Raw genomic sequence first — 14,910 nt, forward strand, 5'->3', positions numbered from 1 at the left:
ATAGTGACTGAACGCTATTTTCCCTGTTTTCTTTGCTAAGATAAAATGATGTTCTATCGAAAAAAGCGATACTTCTTTGCGATACTCACCGGAATCTTTACTGGCCTTTGTGCAGACTGTGGAAAGCGGTTCGTTTTCTGCCGCCGCCAGGACGCTGCGCAAAAGTCAGTCCACCATCAGCACCGCCGTGGCGAATCTGGAAACCGATTTAGGCTTCGCCCTGTTCAGCCGGGAAGCCCGCTCGCCGGTCCTTACTGACAACGGACGACGGGCGCTGGTTCAGGTACGGGAAATTTTACGGGCAAGCGCGCAGCTTGATGAGCTGGCTGTCAGGCTGGCGGGAGAAGTCGAGCCTTGCCTGAGCCTCGCTATTTCTGACTTCTGGCAGGCGGATTACCATGAATCGTTGCTGAAGCGTTTTGATGCCCGCTATCCGGAGATAGAATTTGAATGCATGATCGCTGAAGATGCCGATGTGATCGATCTGCTGCAGGCGGGAAGGGCGCATATAGGGGTGATCCGCGTGCAGCCTGATTATCCGGAAGAGATCGCTACGGCGAGGTTGCAGGTGGAAGCGCAGATGGCGATCTATCTTCATCAGGATCATCCGCTGGCGCAGGAGTCCATGGTCAGCGAGCAAAAGCTGAAACATGTGCGGCAGCTCTGCCTTAATACCTGGACCGAGAGCGAACGCTATCAGTCAGGGAAAGGGATCTGGTCTGCGCCCTCATACCTGCTGCTGCTGGAGATGGCTGAGCAGGGGTTTGGCTGGAGCATTCTGCCGCGCTGGCTGGTGGAGCAGTTTGGTCATCAGCTTTTACGTGAGCTTCCCGTTACCGGCTGGCCGCAAAAAATTTCGGTGGATGTGGCCTGGTCACGAAAATCGCCGCCAGGCCCCGCCGGACGCTGGATGATTGACCAACTGCTGGCACAAAGGGCGGAGTGAATCATCTCGCCCGACTGGCTGGTTTCCCTGAGGGAAACCCACTAGCCACGGCAACTGTGGACAGCCTGACCAGAGATTATTATGGTTTGCGGGCAATATCCGCGAAGCGGGCATTCAGCAGCCGGGCTAAATCCGCAGGAGAGAGTTCAATTTCCAGCCCGCGCTTACCGCCAGAGACAAAAATGGTCGGGAACTGCTGCGCCAGACTGTCTACCACCGTGGGCAGCCGCTTTTTTTGCCCCAGCGGGCTGATGCCGCCAAGCAGATAGCCGGTGGTGCGCTGGGCAATCTGCGGATCGGCCATATCTGCTTTCTTCGCCCCCAACGCTTTCGCCACCTGTTTCAAATCGAGCTGGCTGGCAACGGGTGTAACTGCCACCGCGAGGGTTTTATTGTCCCCATTCAGCGCCACTAACAGCGTTTTATAAACCTGCTGCGCATTCTGGTTGAGTTTGCGCACCGCTTCATCACCAAAATGTGTGTCATTATTGTCATGCTCGTAGGCGTGCAGTTCAAAGCTGACTTGCTGTTTTTCGAGAAGTTTTACGGCGGGCGTCATAGCTGCTCTCCTTCTGCGGCGATCGTAGTGACCCTTTCAGGGTGAAAAATAGTGGCGAAAATCCAGGCTTTAGGCGACAATCTGCACCCCGTCAGCAACCTGATTGCTGGCGGATAACTAAAATCATAAAAAAATTCCTCTTTGACGGGCCGATAGCGATATTGGCCTTTTTTTTATCTGCCGTTCAGTAAATCGGGCAGATTGCCGTCGCCATAGAGATGCAGCGCGCCCACGGCCACCACATATTTACCCTGCGGTAACGCCGTTAATACCTCCGCCCAGCGCTGGTTCCTTTGCAGCATCAGAACGTCGTTCAGCGTGCTGTTAAAAGTCGTGGGAAGCGCCGTTTGCTTCTCTCCCGGTGGGCTTTCCAGCCACCAGCCAATCATGGTCTGTAGCAGCCTGGCATTGGTATGCCAGTGGATCAGCGTGTCCTGGAGCAGCGTCAGCCCATTATCCGGCAGCGCTTTCAGCAGGGCCAGTTGGGTTTCGGGGCCTTCCAGCTCAATCACCGGTTTTTGCAACGCCCTGGCCGCCTTCAGTAACTGGAAGTCAATACCATATTCCGCCCGTAAGCCCAGACGCTGTGCCTGCTGCGCCTGGAGCATCAGCGCAACCTGCCAGGCGGGCAGTGTGTCGATCATCTCCGGGCTGACAGCCACCTCATGGCAGAAATGTTGCAGACGGGCCAGTTCATCGGCCGTTAAACGCTCCGCCAGCGGGGCACAGATCTCACTTTCCCCAAAGGGAGAGGCGCTGGCCGTGATATCAGCTTCAACAATTAACGCATCTGCCTGCGCTAACCGCGTCTGCAGTAAAGCAGGCAGGGGCATCATCTCCTGGGTGCCCATATGGATACTGCCGACCAGATGCAGCTGGCTCTGGCCGCTGGTGGCATCCTGTGCCGGATAGACGTAGTGCGTTGGCGACAGTTTCTGCCAGAGCGCAGCCACCTTTCGCAAGAATTTTCCCATACTTTCCGCCTTCTCAGTGTTCAGCCAATGCTAACGGTTTAACTGACTGAGGAACAGGTAAAAAAGGCGCAAACGTGCGGGATAAACCGTCGCTATTCCGTTGGTGGTTTATACCGCACCAGGCGATTTGCGTTGCTGACTACGGTAATCGACGAGAGGGCCATCGCCGCCCCGGCCACCACCGGATTCAGTAAGGTGCCGGTCAGCGGATAGAGGACTCCAGCGGCAATCGGGATACCCAGTGCGTTATAAATAAACGCGCCCAGCAGGTTTTGTTTCATGTTGCGTAAGGTCGCTTTGGCTATCGCCAGGCCATCCACCACCGCATTTAAATCCTGACGCATCAGCGTCATTCCTGCGGTTTCAATCGCCACATCGCTGCCGCTGCCCATGGCAATCCCCACATCTGCCTGCGCCAGAGCGGGGGCATCATTGATGCCGTCGCCCACCATCGCTACCCGGTGGCCCTGCTTTTGCAGATCGCGTATGGCATCCGCTTTGCCCTCTGGTAACACACCCGCGATGACGTTATCCACGCCCGCTTCTTTCGCGATGGCCTGAGCGGTGATTTTATTATCACCGGTCAGCATCACCAGCTGGTAACCGCGCTGGCGGAGGCGCTTCAGCGCGGAGACGCTCTCGCTACGCAGCGGATCGCGAACAGAGAACAGAGCCACTATCTGACCCGCTGCCGCCAGCATCACTGGGGTGACGCCTTTAGCCGCCTGAGCGTCAATCTGCAGGCGCAGCTCGTCTGTCAGATTATGATTCTGTTCCATTAACGCGCTGTTACCCAGCCACAGCTCACTGCCGTTAACTTTACCGCTCACGCCCATTCCCGGTATTGTACGAAATTGCTCAATTGCGGGCAGAGAAGCATCACCCGCTTTTTCCAGCAGTGCACGGGCAAGGGGATGCGAAGAACCTTGCTCCAGCGCGGCTGCCAGGGCAAGAACCTGTTGTTGATCAGCGCCATTAAACAGAGTGATATCCACCACGCGCGGCGTTCCCTCTGTCAGCGTTCCGGTTTTATCAAACACCAGTGTGGAGAGGGTGCTGGCCCGCTGCAACGCATCGGCATCACGCACCAGCACGCCATACTCGGCAGCACGTCCGACGCCAGAAATGATCGACATCGGTGTCGCCAGACCTAAGGCGCAGGGACAGGCAATAATCAGCACGGTGGTGGCGATCACCAGGGTATAGACCAGCTGCGGTGCCGGCCCCACAAAGAACCAAATCGCCGCGCTAAGCAGGGCAACAGCCACTACGGCAGGAACAAAGACCGCTGAAATCCTGTCGGCCAGCCGGCCAATTTCCGGCTTACTGCTTTGCGCCTGACGCACGCTGTTAATGATGCGCGAAAGGGTGGTGTTCTTACCCACCGCACTGGCGGAAAACAGCACGCTACCATCCTGTAACACCGTTCCGGCATGAATATCGTCCCCGATCTGTTTCTGCTGCGGCATCGCTTCACCGGTCAGCATCGCCTCATCCAGCCAGGCTTCACCCTGAGCGATGGTACCATCAACCGGCACCCGGTCGCCGGTGGTCAGACGCAGGGTCATCCCGGGCTGAACGTCGCTGAGCGGCAGGACTTTTTCGCCCTCATCGGTGATAACGCGGGCTGTTGGCGGCGTTAAATCGAGTAATTTTTCCAGCGCCTTTGAGGCCCGCTGGCGACCACGCTGTTCCAGCATATGGCCAAGATTGATCAGGCCGATAATCATGGCGCTGGCTTCATAGTAAAGATGGCGCGCCTCAGCAGGAAATGCGTCAGGCCACAGGTTTACGGTGATCGAGTAGAGCCAGGCCGCTGCGGTGCCCAGCGCCACCAGCGTGTCCATTGTCGCCGTGCCTTTCATCAGGCTGCGCCAGGCGCTGCGATAAAAATGGCCGCCAGCCACTATCATCACCAGCAAGGTAACAATCCCTACGGCGAGCCAGCCTGCGCGGTTGCTCTGGGTGAGCATCATATTGTCGCCCGACATCCCCCAGAGCATCAGAGGGATACCCAGCGTCAGCGCAACGGCCGCCTGCCAGCGAAAGCGGCGTACGGCCTGTTGGGCGGTTTTTTGCTGCTTCTCACGCCGCTCAACATCATCTTCAATCACCTCCGCGCCATAGCCCGCCTCTTTTACGGCGCTGACCAGCGACGCAGGCGAGGCATCACCCATCACCAGCGCGCTGCGCTCGGCAAGGTTAACCCGCGCCTGGCTGACGCCGCTCACCTTCTGCAAGGCATTCTGGACACGGCTGACACAGCTGGCGCAGCTCATGCCATCAATCAGCAGATGAAAGCTCTGCGTTGCCGGAAGCTGTTGAGGGGCCGCTGCCAGCGCTTCCGGCTCTGATTCTGTCTCTGTCAGCGGTTCATTCTTTGGGAAAGCAGAGGCCTCTGCCAGGCTGGCGTGATAGCCCGCCTGTTCAACCGCAGCAATCAGATCGCTCGCCTGGGCGCTGCCGCTGACCCGAGCTTCAGCGATCGAAACTTCTGCCTGTTCCACATCCGCACGCTGTTCCAGCGTCTCTTTCACGCGTTTTACACAGTGGCCGCAGGACAAGCCTTCCAGCGCCAGTATCGTAGTGTGTGACATGATATAAACTCCCGTTTATCTGGTTTGACCCCACTGGGGTTTTACAGTAGTAATAAAGAATAAACCTTCCATCAAGGTGAAGGTCAAGGAGTGAAGATGAATATCAGCGAGGTGGCAAAAAAAACCGGTTTAACCAGTAAGGCTATCCGTTTTTACGAAGAGAAAGGGCTGGTTACGCCGCCGTTGCGCAGTGATAACGGCTACCGCAGCTATAGCGCGAAGCATCTGGAAGAGCTGATGCTGTTACGCCAGGCGCGGCAGGTCGGGTTCAACCTGGAAGAGTGCCGCGAGATGGTACAGCTGTTTAACAATCCTCAGCGCCACAGCGCCGATGTTAAAGCGCGCACGCTGGATAAAGTGGCGGAGATCGAAGCGCATATTCAGGAGCTGACGCTGATGCGCGAACGCCTGCTTGCGCTGGCGGCCAGCTGCCCTGGCGATGAGAGCGCCGATTGCCCGATCATTAATGACCTGGCGGGCTGCTGCCACACCACTAAAACGGGATAAGCAATGTTTGATCAGCTAAGCCGTACCAGGTAGGGCGGCAGCTCCGGCACGGGAAGGATGGAAAGCACCTTCAGCTTTTGCAGCGTCCTGATGTGCGAACGTTCCAGATGTTCCCGCAGCGCCTGAGCGGCTGACTCCCATTTCTCCTGTAACAGCAACTCATACACCCTGCGGTGCTCGCTGATAATCGCGTCATCTATCGGGATGGCCAGCCTTTCGTAAAAGATCAGGGTCACAATCAGGGGCGACTGGCTCTGGCGGAGGATCTGCATCATCGTGCGGTTTCCCACAGGCGCCAGGCAAAACAGATGCAGATCGTCTTCAATCTGTTCAAGCTCTGCGGAAGTGACCCGTTTTCCTTCAAGCTTATTCAGACGCGCAAGGTTTTGCAGGATCTGCTGCTGCGATAGCTGCGGTGCCGCTTTGCGCAACGCTGCTGATTCAAGGCTGGCGCGGATCTCGTAATGGTCGCTGATTTCTCTGGCGGTCAGCGGGCCTGCCAGCCATTGAGCATAAGGCTCTTTTTCCACTAATCCTTTATCGCGCAGGCGCATCAGGCTTTCGCGGATGCTGTTTCTGCTGACGTTGTAAAACCCGGCGGCACTGGCTTCATTCAGCTGGTAATGTCCAAAGACCATACAGGTTGCAAGCGCCTCCTGCAGGCTTTGCAGCACTTTTTCGCCGGTGCTGCGGGTATCAACCAGTTCACTTTGCTGATCCAGCCCCAGCACGCTGCGGGTCAGCGTTATACGTTGCGGATTAACCGCTTCATTCTGGCGGGCAGCAATAAAGCCCCGGCCTTCAAACCGGGTAATCAGCCCCTGTTCATGCAACAGGCTCAGCGCCTGCCGTACCGGCACGCGGCTGGTGCCAAACAACGTTGCCAGCGGCCCTTCAAGCAGAACCAGCCCGTGGGGAACCTGCTGGGAAGTGATGGCGTCATGCAGGATCTGGCGGATCTTTTCATAACGCGCCGCTCCCCTGACCGCAATATTCACTTTTTCGCTGTCGTTGACCATCCCGAATCTTGTTCTCCCGCTGCCAAAAAAAACATTATGCCACAGGAGTTGAGATTATCAGGACGCTGAGCAGCGCGCCGCAGCGTTTCTGCCGATCAAACCTGGCTAACCCTGAGAGAGAATAGTTGCTGGCCTTTGCCGTCTGGCTGTCGCTGCTATTACACTGTCATGGCAGTTCATTACTGCAGGTGCGCCGTTATGCGTTTTCAGCACTCCTATCTTATGGATGAAATGTCATGAACTCCGCTGTTATGGCGAAAAACCAGCTCACACTGCGCGTACTGGGAACTTCTGTAACTCTGCTGGAGCAGCTCCGGTTGCGTGCAGAGCAGGATCTCGGCATCAAAATAGCATATCAGCTACACAGCGTGGCAGATGCCCAGCGTATCGCGGTCATGGAGCCAGAAAGCTACGATCTCTACGATCAGTGGTTCCACAATATCGATTTTGTCTGGCCCGGCCGCGCTATCCAGCCGCTTGAGATTAGCCGTCTGGCATTCTGGGACGAAATTAACGCCCTGCCCAAGTTGGGTACGCTTATTCCGGGCGGAAAACCGGGCAAGGGTAGCGTACCGGTGAACCGGCTCTATGTGCAGCAGGATGGCACTCTGTCCGGGCAGCCTACCGGGCTTATCAGCATGCTGCCGCTGACTCACAACGCTGACAGCTTTGCCTGGCGACCAGACCGGCTGCCCGCCGCGCTGAGCCGTGAAGAGGAAAGCTGGAGCTGGCTGCTGCATCCCGCTTTTTCCGGGCAGGCCGCGTTGCAGGATGATGCGGCAATTGGCGCGCTGGACGCGGTGTTGGCTGTGCAGGGAGCCGGGCTGGTTGAGTTTGCTGACGTCGGTAATCTGAGCCTGGAAGATATCGATCGCCTGACCGGCGTGCTGGTGCGTTTACAGCGGCAGGGGCATTTTGCTTTCTGGTCTACGCCGGAGCAGGCTTTTGAACTGGCTGAGCACCATCAGATCGGCATACAGAGCCTGTGGGCGCCCACCTGGTTTCGCCACCATTTTCGGCAGAGCGGTTACCAGCTGGCTACGCCGCGTGAGGGCTATCGCGCCTGGTATGGGGGACTTTCTCTGTCGCGCTGCGCAACAGGAAAAATCAAAGATGCGGCTTATGCTTACCTGAACTGGTGGCTATCGGGCTGGCCCGGCGCGGTGATGGCGCGACAGGGCTATTACATCTCAAATCCACAGAGATCCCGTGCGTATCTCTCCGCTGCGGAATGGGACTTTTGGTACGAGGGGAAATCGGCCACTGAAGTTCTGCCTGATGCCGACGGGAAACCGCTTATCGCCAAAGGCGAACGCCGCGAAGGCGGTAGCTACCATCAGCGGATGAGCCATATTGGCGTCTGGAACTCGGTAATGGATGAGCATAACTATCTGGTCAGACGCTGGCACGATTTTCTGCGCGCCTGACAATTCTCAGGGTCACGCCTTCCACGGCCACCACCGTGACCGGCGTACCGGCCGGCAGGTTTTCTGTCGCCTGTACGCGCCAGCCGCTGTCGCCAATTCTCACATGACCAAAGCCATCAATCAGCGCCTCCTCCAGCGTCAGCTCGCGACCAATCAGCTGATTGCCGCGTTGATTAAGCGAGGAGGGTGGCTGCTGACGATCGCGCCCTTTCAGCCATCTGTACCACCAGAGCGCGGAAAGAATAGTCAGCAAGGCAAAGCTCAGCCCCTGCCACTCCCAGGGTAGCGGCACCAGCCACACCAGCAGGCTGACCAGTACCGCCGCCACGCCGCTCCAGAGCAGATAGCCGCTGGCACCCAGCATTTCGGCAGCCAGAAGGATGCCGCCCACCGACAGCCAGAGCCACCACGGGTTCGCCATCAGCTCGGCGATCATTTTACGCCCCGATCTTTTTTGGTTTCGCTTAGCAGTTCAGAAATGCCGGCAATAGATCCCATCAGGCTGCTCGCCTCCAGCGGCATCAGCACCATTTTGCTGCTGTTTGAGGTGCCAATTTTTTGCAGAGCATCGGTGTACTTCTGTGCCACGAAGTAGTTGATGGCCTGAATGTCGCCTGCGGCAATCGCTTCCGAGACCATTTTGGTGGCGCGCGCTTCCGCTTCGGCGCTTCGCTCACGGGCTTCAGCCTGCAGGAATGCGGACTGACGTTCCCCCTCGGCTTTCAGGATCTGTGACTGCTTTTCACCTTCTGCCCGCAGGATCGCCGCCTGTCGTACGCCTTCGGCTTCCAGAATATCGGCGCGCTTGGTGCGTTCCGCTTTCATCTGCGCATTCATGGAGGCTATCAGCTCCGCTGGTGGCCGGACGTCGCGTATCTCAATGCGGGTAATTTTTACCCCCCACGGATTGGTCGCTTCATCCACGATCCGCAGCAGCCGGGTGTTGATGTTATCGCGCTGCGAGAGCATCTCATCCAGCTCCATTGAGCCGAGCACGGTGCGCATATTGGTCATGGTCAGGTTAACGATAGCCAGCTCAAGATTGCTCACCTCATAAGCGGCGCGCGGCGCATCCACCACCTGCGTAAAGCAGACGGCATCAATGGTCACGCTGGCGTTGTCTTTCGAGATGATCTCCTGAGAGGGGATATCCAGCACCTGCTCCATCATGCTGATCTTGCGACCCACACGATCCATAAAAGGCACCAGCAAATTCAGGCCGGGTTGCAGCGTTTTGGTATAGCGGCCAAAGCGCTCCACCGTCCACTGATAGCCCTGCGGGACGATTTTGATCCCTGACCAGACAACGATCAGGGCAAGCACAATAATTACGGGGATCACAGTCAGCATATAACCTCCGGATTGTTGTTATACGGGCCGATTCATTCGGCCCAGTCCCGCCCGGCAGGAGGCTGAGCGGTAGATGACGTTTTAGTAGAGCAGGGCGTAGAGTTGACGACGGTATTTCGCCGCCAGCGCATCTCCCGTCCCCAGCGCGGCCAGAATTTCCTGCAACATTTTGCGCGCGTGACCATCAGCCGCGCTTAAATCTTTTTTCAGGAAGCTGAACAGCAGCTCAAGCGCCTCTTCATTACGCCCCACATGATGCAGCTGTAACGCCAGCTTGGTCGCCAGCTCGGCATTCTCCGGCTCTTGTTCCATCTGCTGCTGCAACTGCTGGATTTCTGGCGTGTCTGCGGCCTGTTTCAGCAGGTCGATCTGCGCCATCAGCCCCTGATAGCGGGTATCTTTATCCTGCAGCGGCACTACGGCCAGTACGGCTTCAGCTTCTTCGCTGCGGTTCAGCGCTATCAGCGCTTCTGCCAGCAGGAACCCCATTTCACTGTTCTGGTTGCTCAGCTGCCAGGCCTCTTTCAACAGCGGCAGCGCATCCAGCACTTTACCCTCTTCCATCAGCTGCATCCCTTCCTGCGCCTTCAGCTCCTCTTCCTTCGGCAGCACTTTCTGCAGCAGGGCGCGGATTGCCTCTTCAGGCTGTGGCCCCTGGAAGCCGTCAACCGGCTGGCCATTCTGGAACAGATAGACGGTAGGAATAGAACGCAGGCCAAACTGCTGCGCTACCGCAGGCTCTGCATCGCAATCCAGCTCTGCCAGTACAAACTGCCCGGCATACTCCTGCGCAAGTCGCTCCAGAACGGGCGTCAGCTCCTGGCAGTGCTGGCTACGGGCAGACCAGAAATAGAACAGCACCGGTACCTGCATTGACTGCTCAAGCGTCTGTTGCAGGTTGGTTTCGTTAATCGTAACTATTGCAGCTTGTGGTGACATGAATTCGTCTCTTTAACAGGGTTTCTTACTTTATTGGGGCACACCGCAGCGCTTCAAGGTTTATTGCCGCTTTATGCCTGTTTCCCGCGCAGAATGCGATCCAACATCCAGCCCGGCAGCAAACGGCGTAACACCGTCATAGCCTGCGCGACCAGGGTCACCGGATAGCGCAGGCGGGGATGCCTGCTCTCTAAAGCATGGCGTAATTTCGGTAAAATTGCCTCGGGAGGCAGCGTGAAGCGGGCGGCGATGCCGGGATTTTTCACCGGTTTATCCTGCTGAGCCTGGCTGACGTTATCGGTAAAGCGGGTGCTGACAGGGCCTGGCTCAATCAGACTGACGCGGATACCGCTGCCGTACAGCTCCATACGCAGCGCATCCGACCAGGCTTCCAGCGCATATTTACTGGCCGCATAAGCGCCCCGTCCCGGCGTGGAAATAAGCCCCAGAACGGAGCTGGTGTTAATAATCCGCGCCTCGCCGCTGGCACGCAAAGCGGGCAACAGCAAAGTGGTTAGCTGGTGGGTGCCAAAAAGGTTAGTGGCAAATTGCTGTTCCATCTGTTGGCGACTGACAGATTCCAGCGGACCATAAACGCCATATCCGCCGTTGTTAAATAAGCCATAAAGACGGTTCCCGCTCAGCTCGATAATTTTCGCGGCGGCCCGTTCCACGCTCTGGCTGCTATTCAGATCCAGTTCTATGCCAGTAAAGCCGAGATCGTTCATGCGCAGCACATCTTCCGGCTTGCGGCAGGCGGCTAAAATCTGGTAGCCCCGGCGTAATAAATCGTTGGCAGCCACCAGACCAATACCGCTGGAACAGCCGGTTATTACTATGATTTTTTGCATAACTTTACCTGTAAGCCGTCTGAAAACCCCGTTACTCGTGCTTAACTAAGGGAGCCAGTTCTTTCGCCATCAGACCGGCGATAAAGGGCTGCGCATCGGGATTAGGGTGGATCCCATCCTGTTGCATCCATTCCGGCTTCAGGTAGACCTGCTCCATAAAGAAGGGCACCAGCGGAACAGAAAACTCTTTCGCCAGCTTCGGGTAAATGTCACTGAAAGATTCGGTATAGCGGCGGCCGTAATTGGCCGGTAAACGGATTTGCATCAGCAGCGGCTGGGCATTTGCGGCCTTGACCTGAGCAATGATTTTACTGAGATCCTGCTCGATATTTTGCGGTGGGAATCCGCGTAATCCGTCGTTTCCTCCCAGCTCAATCAGGACCCAACGCGGCTGATGCTGTTTCAGCAAAGAGGGCAGGCGCGCCAGCCCCTGGGTGGCGGTATCGCCACTTATGCTACCGTTAATAATGGCCGGAGATTTCTGCCATTTATCATTGAGTAACGCAGGCCAGGCGGTGGTGGCAGACATGCGGTAACCGGCGCTTAAACTGTCGCCCAGCACCAGCAGCTTGTCTGCCGCCGTCGCCATGTGCGTCATGAAAGCCAATAATAACAGGACAGAGTAATGCCAGCGGAAAACATTCTTGAAGTTCATCGTCTTAGTAAGTCCGTCGGTCAGGGTGATCATCACCTTTCCATCCTTACCGGAGTTGAGCTGGTTGTCAAACCGGCTGAAACCATTGCGCTGATCGGCGAGTCCGGCTCCGGGAAGTCCACTCTGCTGGGGATCCTGGCCGGTCTGGATGACGGTTCTGAAGGCGAGGTGTTTCTGCTTGGCTCGCCGCTGCATCAGATGGATGAGGAGCAGCGCGCTGAACTGCGAGCGAAGAGCGTCGGGTTTGTTTTCCAGTCCTTTATGCTGGTGCCCACGCTAAATGCGCTGGAAAACGTTCAGCTTCCTGCCTTGCTACGAGGTGAGAGCGATCGCCAGAGCCGTGAGCAGGCTCAGGCACTGCTGGCCCAGCTTGGCCTGGCTGAGCGACTGACGCATTTGCCGTCGCAGCTTTCAGGCGGGGAACAGCAGCGTGTAGCGCTGGCCAGAGCTTTTAACGGGCGTCCCGCGCTGCTGTTTGCCGATGAGCCAACGGGCAACCTGGACCGCAAAACGGGCGATCGCATCGCCGATTTACTCTTCTCACTTAACCGCGATTTTGCCACCACCTTGATCCTGGTGACCCATGATGAGCAGCTCGCCGCTCGCTGCGACCGGCGGCTGCGGGTGCGTGACGGCAAGCTGTGGGAGGAAGCATGATCTGGCGCTGGTTCTGGCGTGAATGGAAATCACCTTCGCTGCTGATAGTCTGGCTGGCGCTGACCCTGGCTGTCGCCTGCGTGCTGGCTTTAGGTTCGCTCAGCGACCGGATGGAGAAGGGGCTGACTCAGCAAAGCCGCGACTTTATGGCCGGTGACAGGACGCTGCAAAGTTCACGCGAAGTGCCGCAGGAGTGGCTGGATACGGCGCGGAAAGAAGGGTTGCAGGTGGGGCGTCAGCTCACCTTTATGACCATGACTTTTGCTGCTGATACGCCGCAGTTGGCGTCGGTCAAAGCGGTGGACGATCTCTATCCGATGTTCGGCAAGCTGGCAACGGAACCGGCAGGAGTGAAGCCCGCTGCGGGAACGGTGCTCGCGGCTCCCCGCCTGCTGGCGCTGTTAAACCTGAAAACGGGGGCGAGCCTTGATGTGGGCGACACCACGCTGCGGGTGGCAGGCGAGGTGATTCAGGAGCCTGATTCGGGCTTCAACCCTTTCCAGACCGCGCCAAGGCTGCTAATGAATCTGGCCGACGTGGGCAAGACCGGGGCGATACAGCCCGGCAGCCGTGTCACCTGGCGCTATAAGTTCGCGGGTACGCCAGCGCAGCTCAGCGCCTATGACCGCTATATCGAAACCCGCATCAAGCCGGAACAGCGCTGGATAAGCGTTGAGAACTCTGAAGATGCGCTGGGGAAATCGATGCAGCGGGCGCAGCAATTTTTGCTGCTTTCGGCGCTGCTCACTCTGATGCTGGCGATAGCTGCCGTGGCGGTTGCTATGAGTCACTATTGCCGCAGCCGCTACGATCTGGTGGCGGTGCTGAAAACGCTGGGGGCGAATCGCGCGGCGTTAAGGAAACTTATTGTCGGGCAGTGGCTGGCTGTATTGCTGCTGGCAGCCGTCTGCGGTGGCGCAATTGGCATGGGCTTTGAAGTATTGCTGCTGCGGATGCTGAAGCCTGTTTTACCGGGGGAGTTACCGCCAGCCAGCGCATGGCCCTGGCTGTGGGCTATTGGCTCGCTATTTATTATCTCGCTGCTGGTGGGGCTGCGGCCTTACCGTTTACTGCTGGCAACGCAGCCCTTACGCGTGCTGCGGCGCGATGCGATTGCCAACGTCTGGCCGCTGAAATATTACCTGCCAGCGATGGCGCTGGTGGTGATTGGGCTGCTGGCGATGCTGGTGGGCGGCAGCAAGTTACTCTGGGCACTGGTCGTGGGGATTGTGCTGCTGTCGCTGTTGCTGGGCGCTATCGGTTGGGGGGGATTACTGCTGCTGCGTCGGCTTAGCGTCCGTAATCTGGCGTTCCGGCTGGCGATCAACCGCTTACTGCGTCAGCCCTGGACCACGCTCAGCCAGCTGGCGGCTTTTTCGCTGTCGTTTATGCTGCTGGCTCTGCTGCTGGTGATGCGAGGCGATCTGCTCGATCGCTGGCAGCAGCAGCTTCCGCCAGGAAGTCCCAACTATTTCCTGCTCAATATGACCCGGGAACAGGTGCCGCAGGTCAAAACGTTCCTGGAACAGCATCAAGTCAGGCCGCAAACCTTTTATCCGATTATCCGGGCCAGGCTGACCGCGCTTAATGGCAAGCCAGCCGATCCGGCGATGGATAACGCACTTAACCGGGAACTGAATCTGACCTGGCAGGCACAATTACCGGATCACAATCCGCTAACGGCAGGAAGCTGGCCGCCGAAAAAAGGTGAAGTTTCAGTCGAGGAGGAGCTGGCGGGCAGGCTGGGCGTGAAGTTGGGCGACACGCTAACGTTTACTGGCGATACTCAGGAGTTCTCTGCCAGGATTACCAGCCTGCGTAAAGTGGACTGGGAGAGCCTGAAACCCAACTTCTTCTTTATCTTCCCCGTCGGTGCGCTGGATGTTCAACCAGCCACCTGGCTGACCAGTTTCCATCTTGCAGGAAGTAATGCATTGCTGGCACAGCTAAACCGGGAATTCCCGACGCTGAGCTTACTTGATATTGGCTCTATCCTGCGCCAGATTGGTCAGGTGCTGGCGCAGGTAAGCCAGGCGCTGGAAATCATGGTGGTGCTGGTCACCGCCTGCGGTGTTCTGCTGCTGCTGGCACAGATTCAGGTCGGTATGCGCCAGCGTCGGCAGGAACTGGTGGTTTACCGCACGCTGGGAGCCAGCAAAAAGCTGCTGCGGGGGACGCTGTGGTGCGAATTTGCGCTTCTGGGCGCAGTGGCTGGAATTGCCGCCGCAACCGGTGCGGAAGCGGCATTATGGGGATTACAACGAAAGGTGTTCGACTTCCCCTGGGAGCCAGACTTCCTGCTGTGGTTAGCGCTGCCGCTGACCGGCGCGTTCCTGCTCTCCCTGTGCGGCGGCTGGCTTGGCGTCCGGCTGTTGAAAGGCAAAGCGCTGTTCCGCGGCTTTAACGGCGCTTAGCCCGCGCGGAGCCAT

General features: G+C 57.6%; 14 protein-coding genes. 5 read left to right on the top strand and 9 right to left on the bottom strand.

Going from position 1 to position 14,910, the window contains the following annotated elements:
- The first annotated feature begins 76 nt into the window (after nt 1–76).
- Nucleotides 77–946: a LysR family transcriptional regulator gene (locus SD961_RS08590; RefSeq protein ID WP_318789961.1), complete on the top strand. Its 870-nt coding sequence runs from the start codon at nt 77–79 to the stop codon at nt 944–946.
- Nucleotides 947–1,025: 79 nt separating this feature from the next.
- Here the strand turns inward: SD961_RS08590 and ybaK are convergent, their stop codons facing one another.
- The 3 genes from ybaK to copA all read right to left on the bottom strand — a co-directional run bounded on the left by ybaK (nt 1,026) and on the right by copA (nt 5,076).
- Nucleotides 1,026–1,505 (bottom strand): Cys-tRNA(Pro)/Cys-tRNA(Cys) deacylase YbaK, encoded by a 480-nt coding sequence (ybaK, locus tag SD961_RS08595; RefSeq protein WP_318789962.1) that lies wholly within the window; start codon nt 1,503–1,505, stop codon nt 1,026–1,028.
- 173 nt (nt 1,506–1,678) lie between these two features.
- Nucleotides 1,679–2,479, bottom strand: coding sequence for a TraB/GumN family protein (locus SD961_RS08600; protein ID WP_318789963.1), 801 nt, complete (start codon nt 2,477–2,479; stop codon nt 1,679–1,681).
- Between the two features lie 92 nt (nt 2,480–2,571).
- On the bottom strand, nt 2,572–5,076 hold the full coding sequence (gene copA / locus SD961_RS08605) for a copper-exporting P-type ATPase CopA (protein WP_318789964.1): 2,505 nt from the start codon (nt 5,074–5,076) through the stop codon (nt 2,572–2,574).
- 96 nt (nt 5,077–5,172) lie between these two features.
- Here copA and cueR point away from each other — a divergent pair, with 96 nt between their 5' ends.
- Nucleotides 5,173–5,583 carry a Cu(I)-responsive transcriptional regulator gene (gene cueR / locus SD961_RS08610; RefSeq protein ID WP_318789965.1) on the top strand — a complete coding sequence of 137 codons (411 nt, stop codon included), beginning with the start codon at nt 5,173–5,175 and terminating at the stop codon, nt 5,581–5,583.
- 11 nt (nt 5,584–5,594) lie between these two features.
- On the opposite strand, the gene SD961_RS08615 is transcribed toward cueR, so the two are convergent.
- On the bottom strand, nt 5,595–6,602 hold the full coding sequence (locus tag SD961_RS08615) for a GntR family transcriptional regulator (protein ID WP_318789966.1): 1,008 nt from the start codon (nt 6,600–6,602) through the stop codon (nt 5,595–5,597).
- A gap of 236 nt (nt 6,603–6,838) precedes the next feature.
- On the opposite strand from SD961_RS08615, the gene SD961_RS08620 reads away from it, so the two are divergent.
- A complete protein-coding gene (locus SD961_RS08620) occupies nt 6,839–8,029 on the top strand; it encodes a signal peptide prediction (RefSeq protein ID WP_318789968.1) in 1,191 nt (396 codons plus the stop codon).
- Here SD961_RS08620 and SD961_RS08625 read toward each other — a convergent pair.
- The 5 genes from SD961_RS08625 to tesA form a co-directional block, all read right to left on the bottom strand.
- Complete coding sequence (locus SD961_RS08625; RefSeq protein ID WP_318789969.1) at nt 7,998–8,465, bottom strand: NfeD family protein; 468 nt, start codon at nt 8,463–8,465, stop codon at nt 7,998–8,000. The genes SD961_RS08620 and SD961_RS08625 overlap by 32 nt on opposite strands.
- Nucleotides 8,462–9,379 carry an SPFH domain-containing protein gene (locus SD961_RS08630; RefSeq protein WP_318789970.1) on the bottom strand — a complete coding sequence of 306 codons (918 nt, stop codon included), beginning with the start codon at nt 9,377–9,379 and terminating at the stop codon, nt 8,462–8,464. Before SD961_RS08630 ends, SD961_RS08625 begins: the two co-directional genes overlap by 4 nt.
- Nucleotides 9,380–9,460: 81 nt before the next feature.
- Nucleotides 9,461–10,318: a co-chaperone YbbN gene (locus SD961_RS08635; RefSeq protein WP_318789971.1), complete on the bottom strand. Its 858-nt coding sequence runs from the start codon at nt 10,316–10,318 to the stop codon at nt 9,461–9,463.
- A 71-nt stretch (nt 10,319–10,389) separates the two neighbouring features.
- Entirely contained in the window at nt 10,390–11,169 is a 780-nt protein-coding gene (locus SD961_RS08640) for an SDR family oxidoreductase (RefSeq protein WP_318789972.1), read from the bottom strand.
- Between the two features lie 31 nt (nt 11,170–11,200).
- Nucleotides 11,201–11,824, bottom strand: coding sequence for a multifunctional acyl-CoA thioesterase I/protease I/lysophospholipase L1 (gene tesA, locus SD961_RS08645; RefSeq protein WP_318789973.1), 624 nt, complete (start codon nt 11,822–11,824; stop codon nt 11,201–11,203).
- Here tesA and ybbA point away from each other — a divergent pair.
- Together ybbA and ybbP are read left to right on the top strand one after the other, a co-directional pair.
- The gene (gene ybbA, locus SD961_RS08650; RefSeq protein ID WP_318789974.1) at nt 11,795–12,481 is read left to right on the top strand and encodes a putative ABC transporter ATP-binding protein YbbA; all 687 of its coding nucleotides are present in this window, start codon (nt 11,795–11,797) and stop codon (nt 12,479–12,481) included. The genes tesA and ybbA overlap by 30 nt on opposite strands.
- On the top strand, nt 12,478–14,895 hold the full coding sequence (gene ybbP, locus SD961_RS08655; RefSeq protein WP_318789975.1) for a putative ABC transporter permease subunit YbbP: 2,418 nt from the start codon (nt 12,478–12,480) through the stop codon (nt 14,893–14,895). The genes ybbA and ybbP overlap by 4 nt, the downstream gene beginning before the upstream one ends.
- The last annotated feature ends 15 nt before the right edge of the window (nt 14,896–14,910 follow it).

The sequence above is a fragment of the Erwinia sp. MMLR14_017 genome, from assembly GCF_033657285.1.
In the GTDB taxonomy this organism is placed as follows: Bacteria; Pseudomonadota; Gammaproteobacteria; order Enterobacterales; family Enterobacteriaceae; genus Erwinia.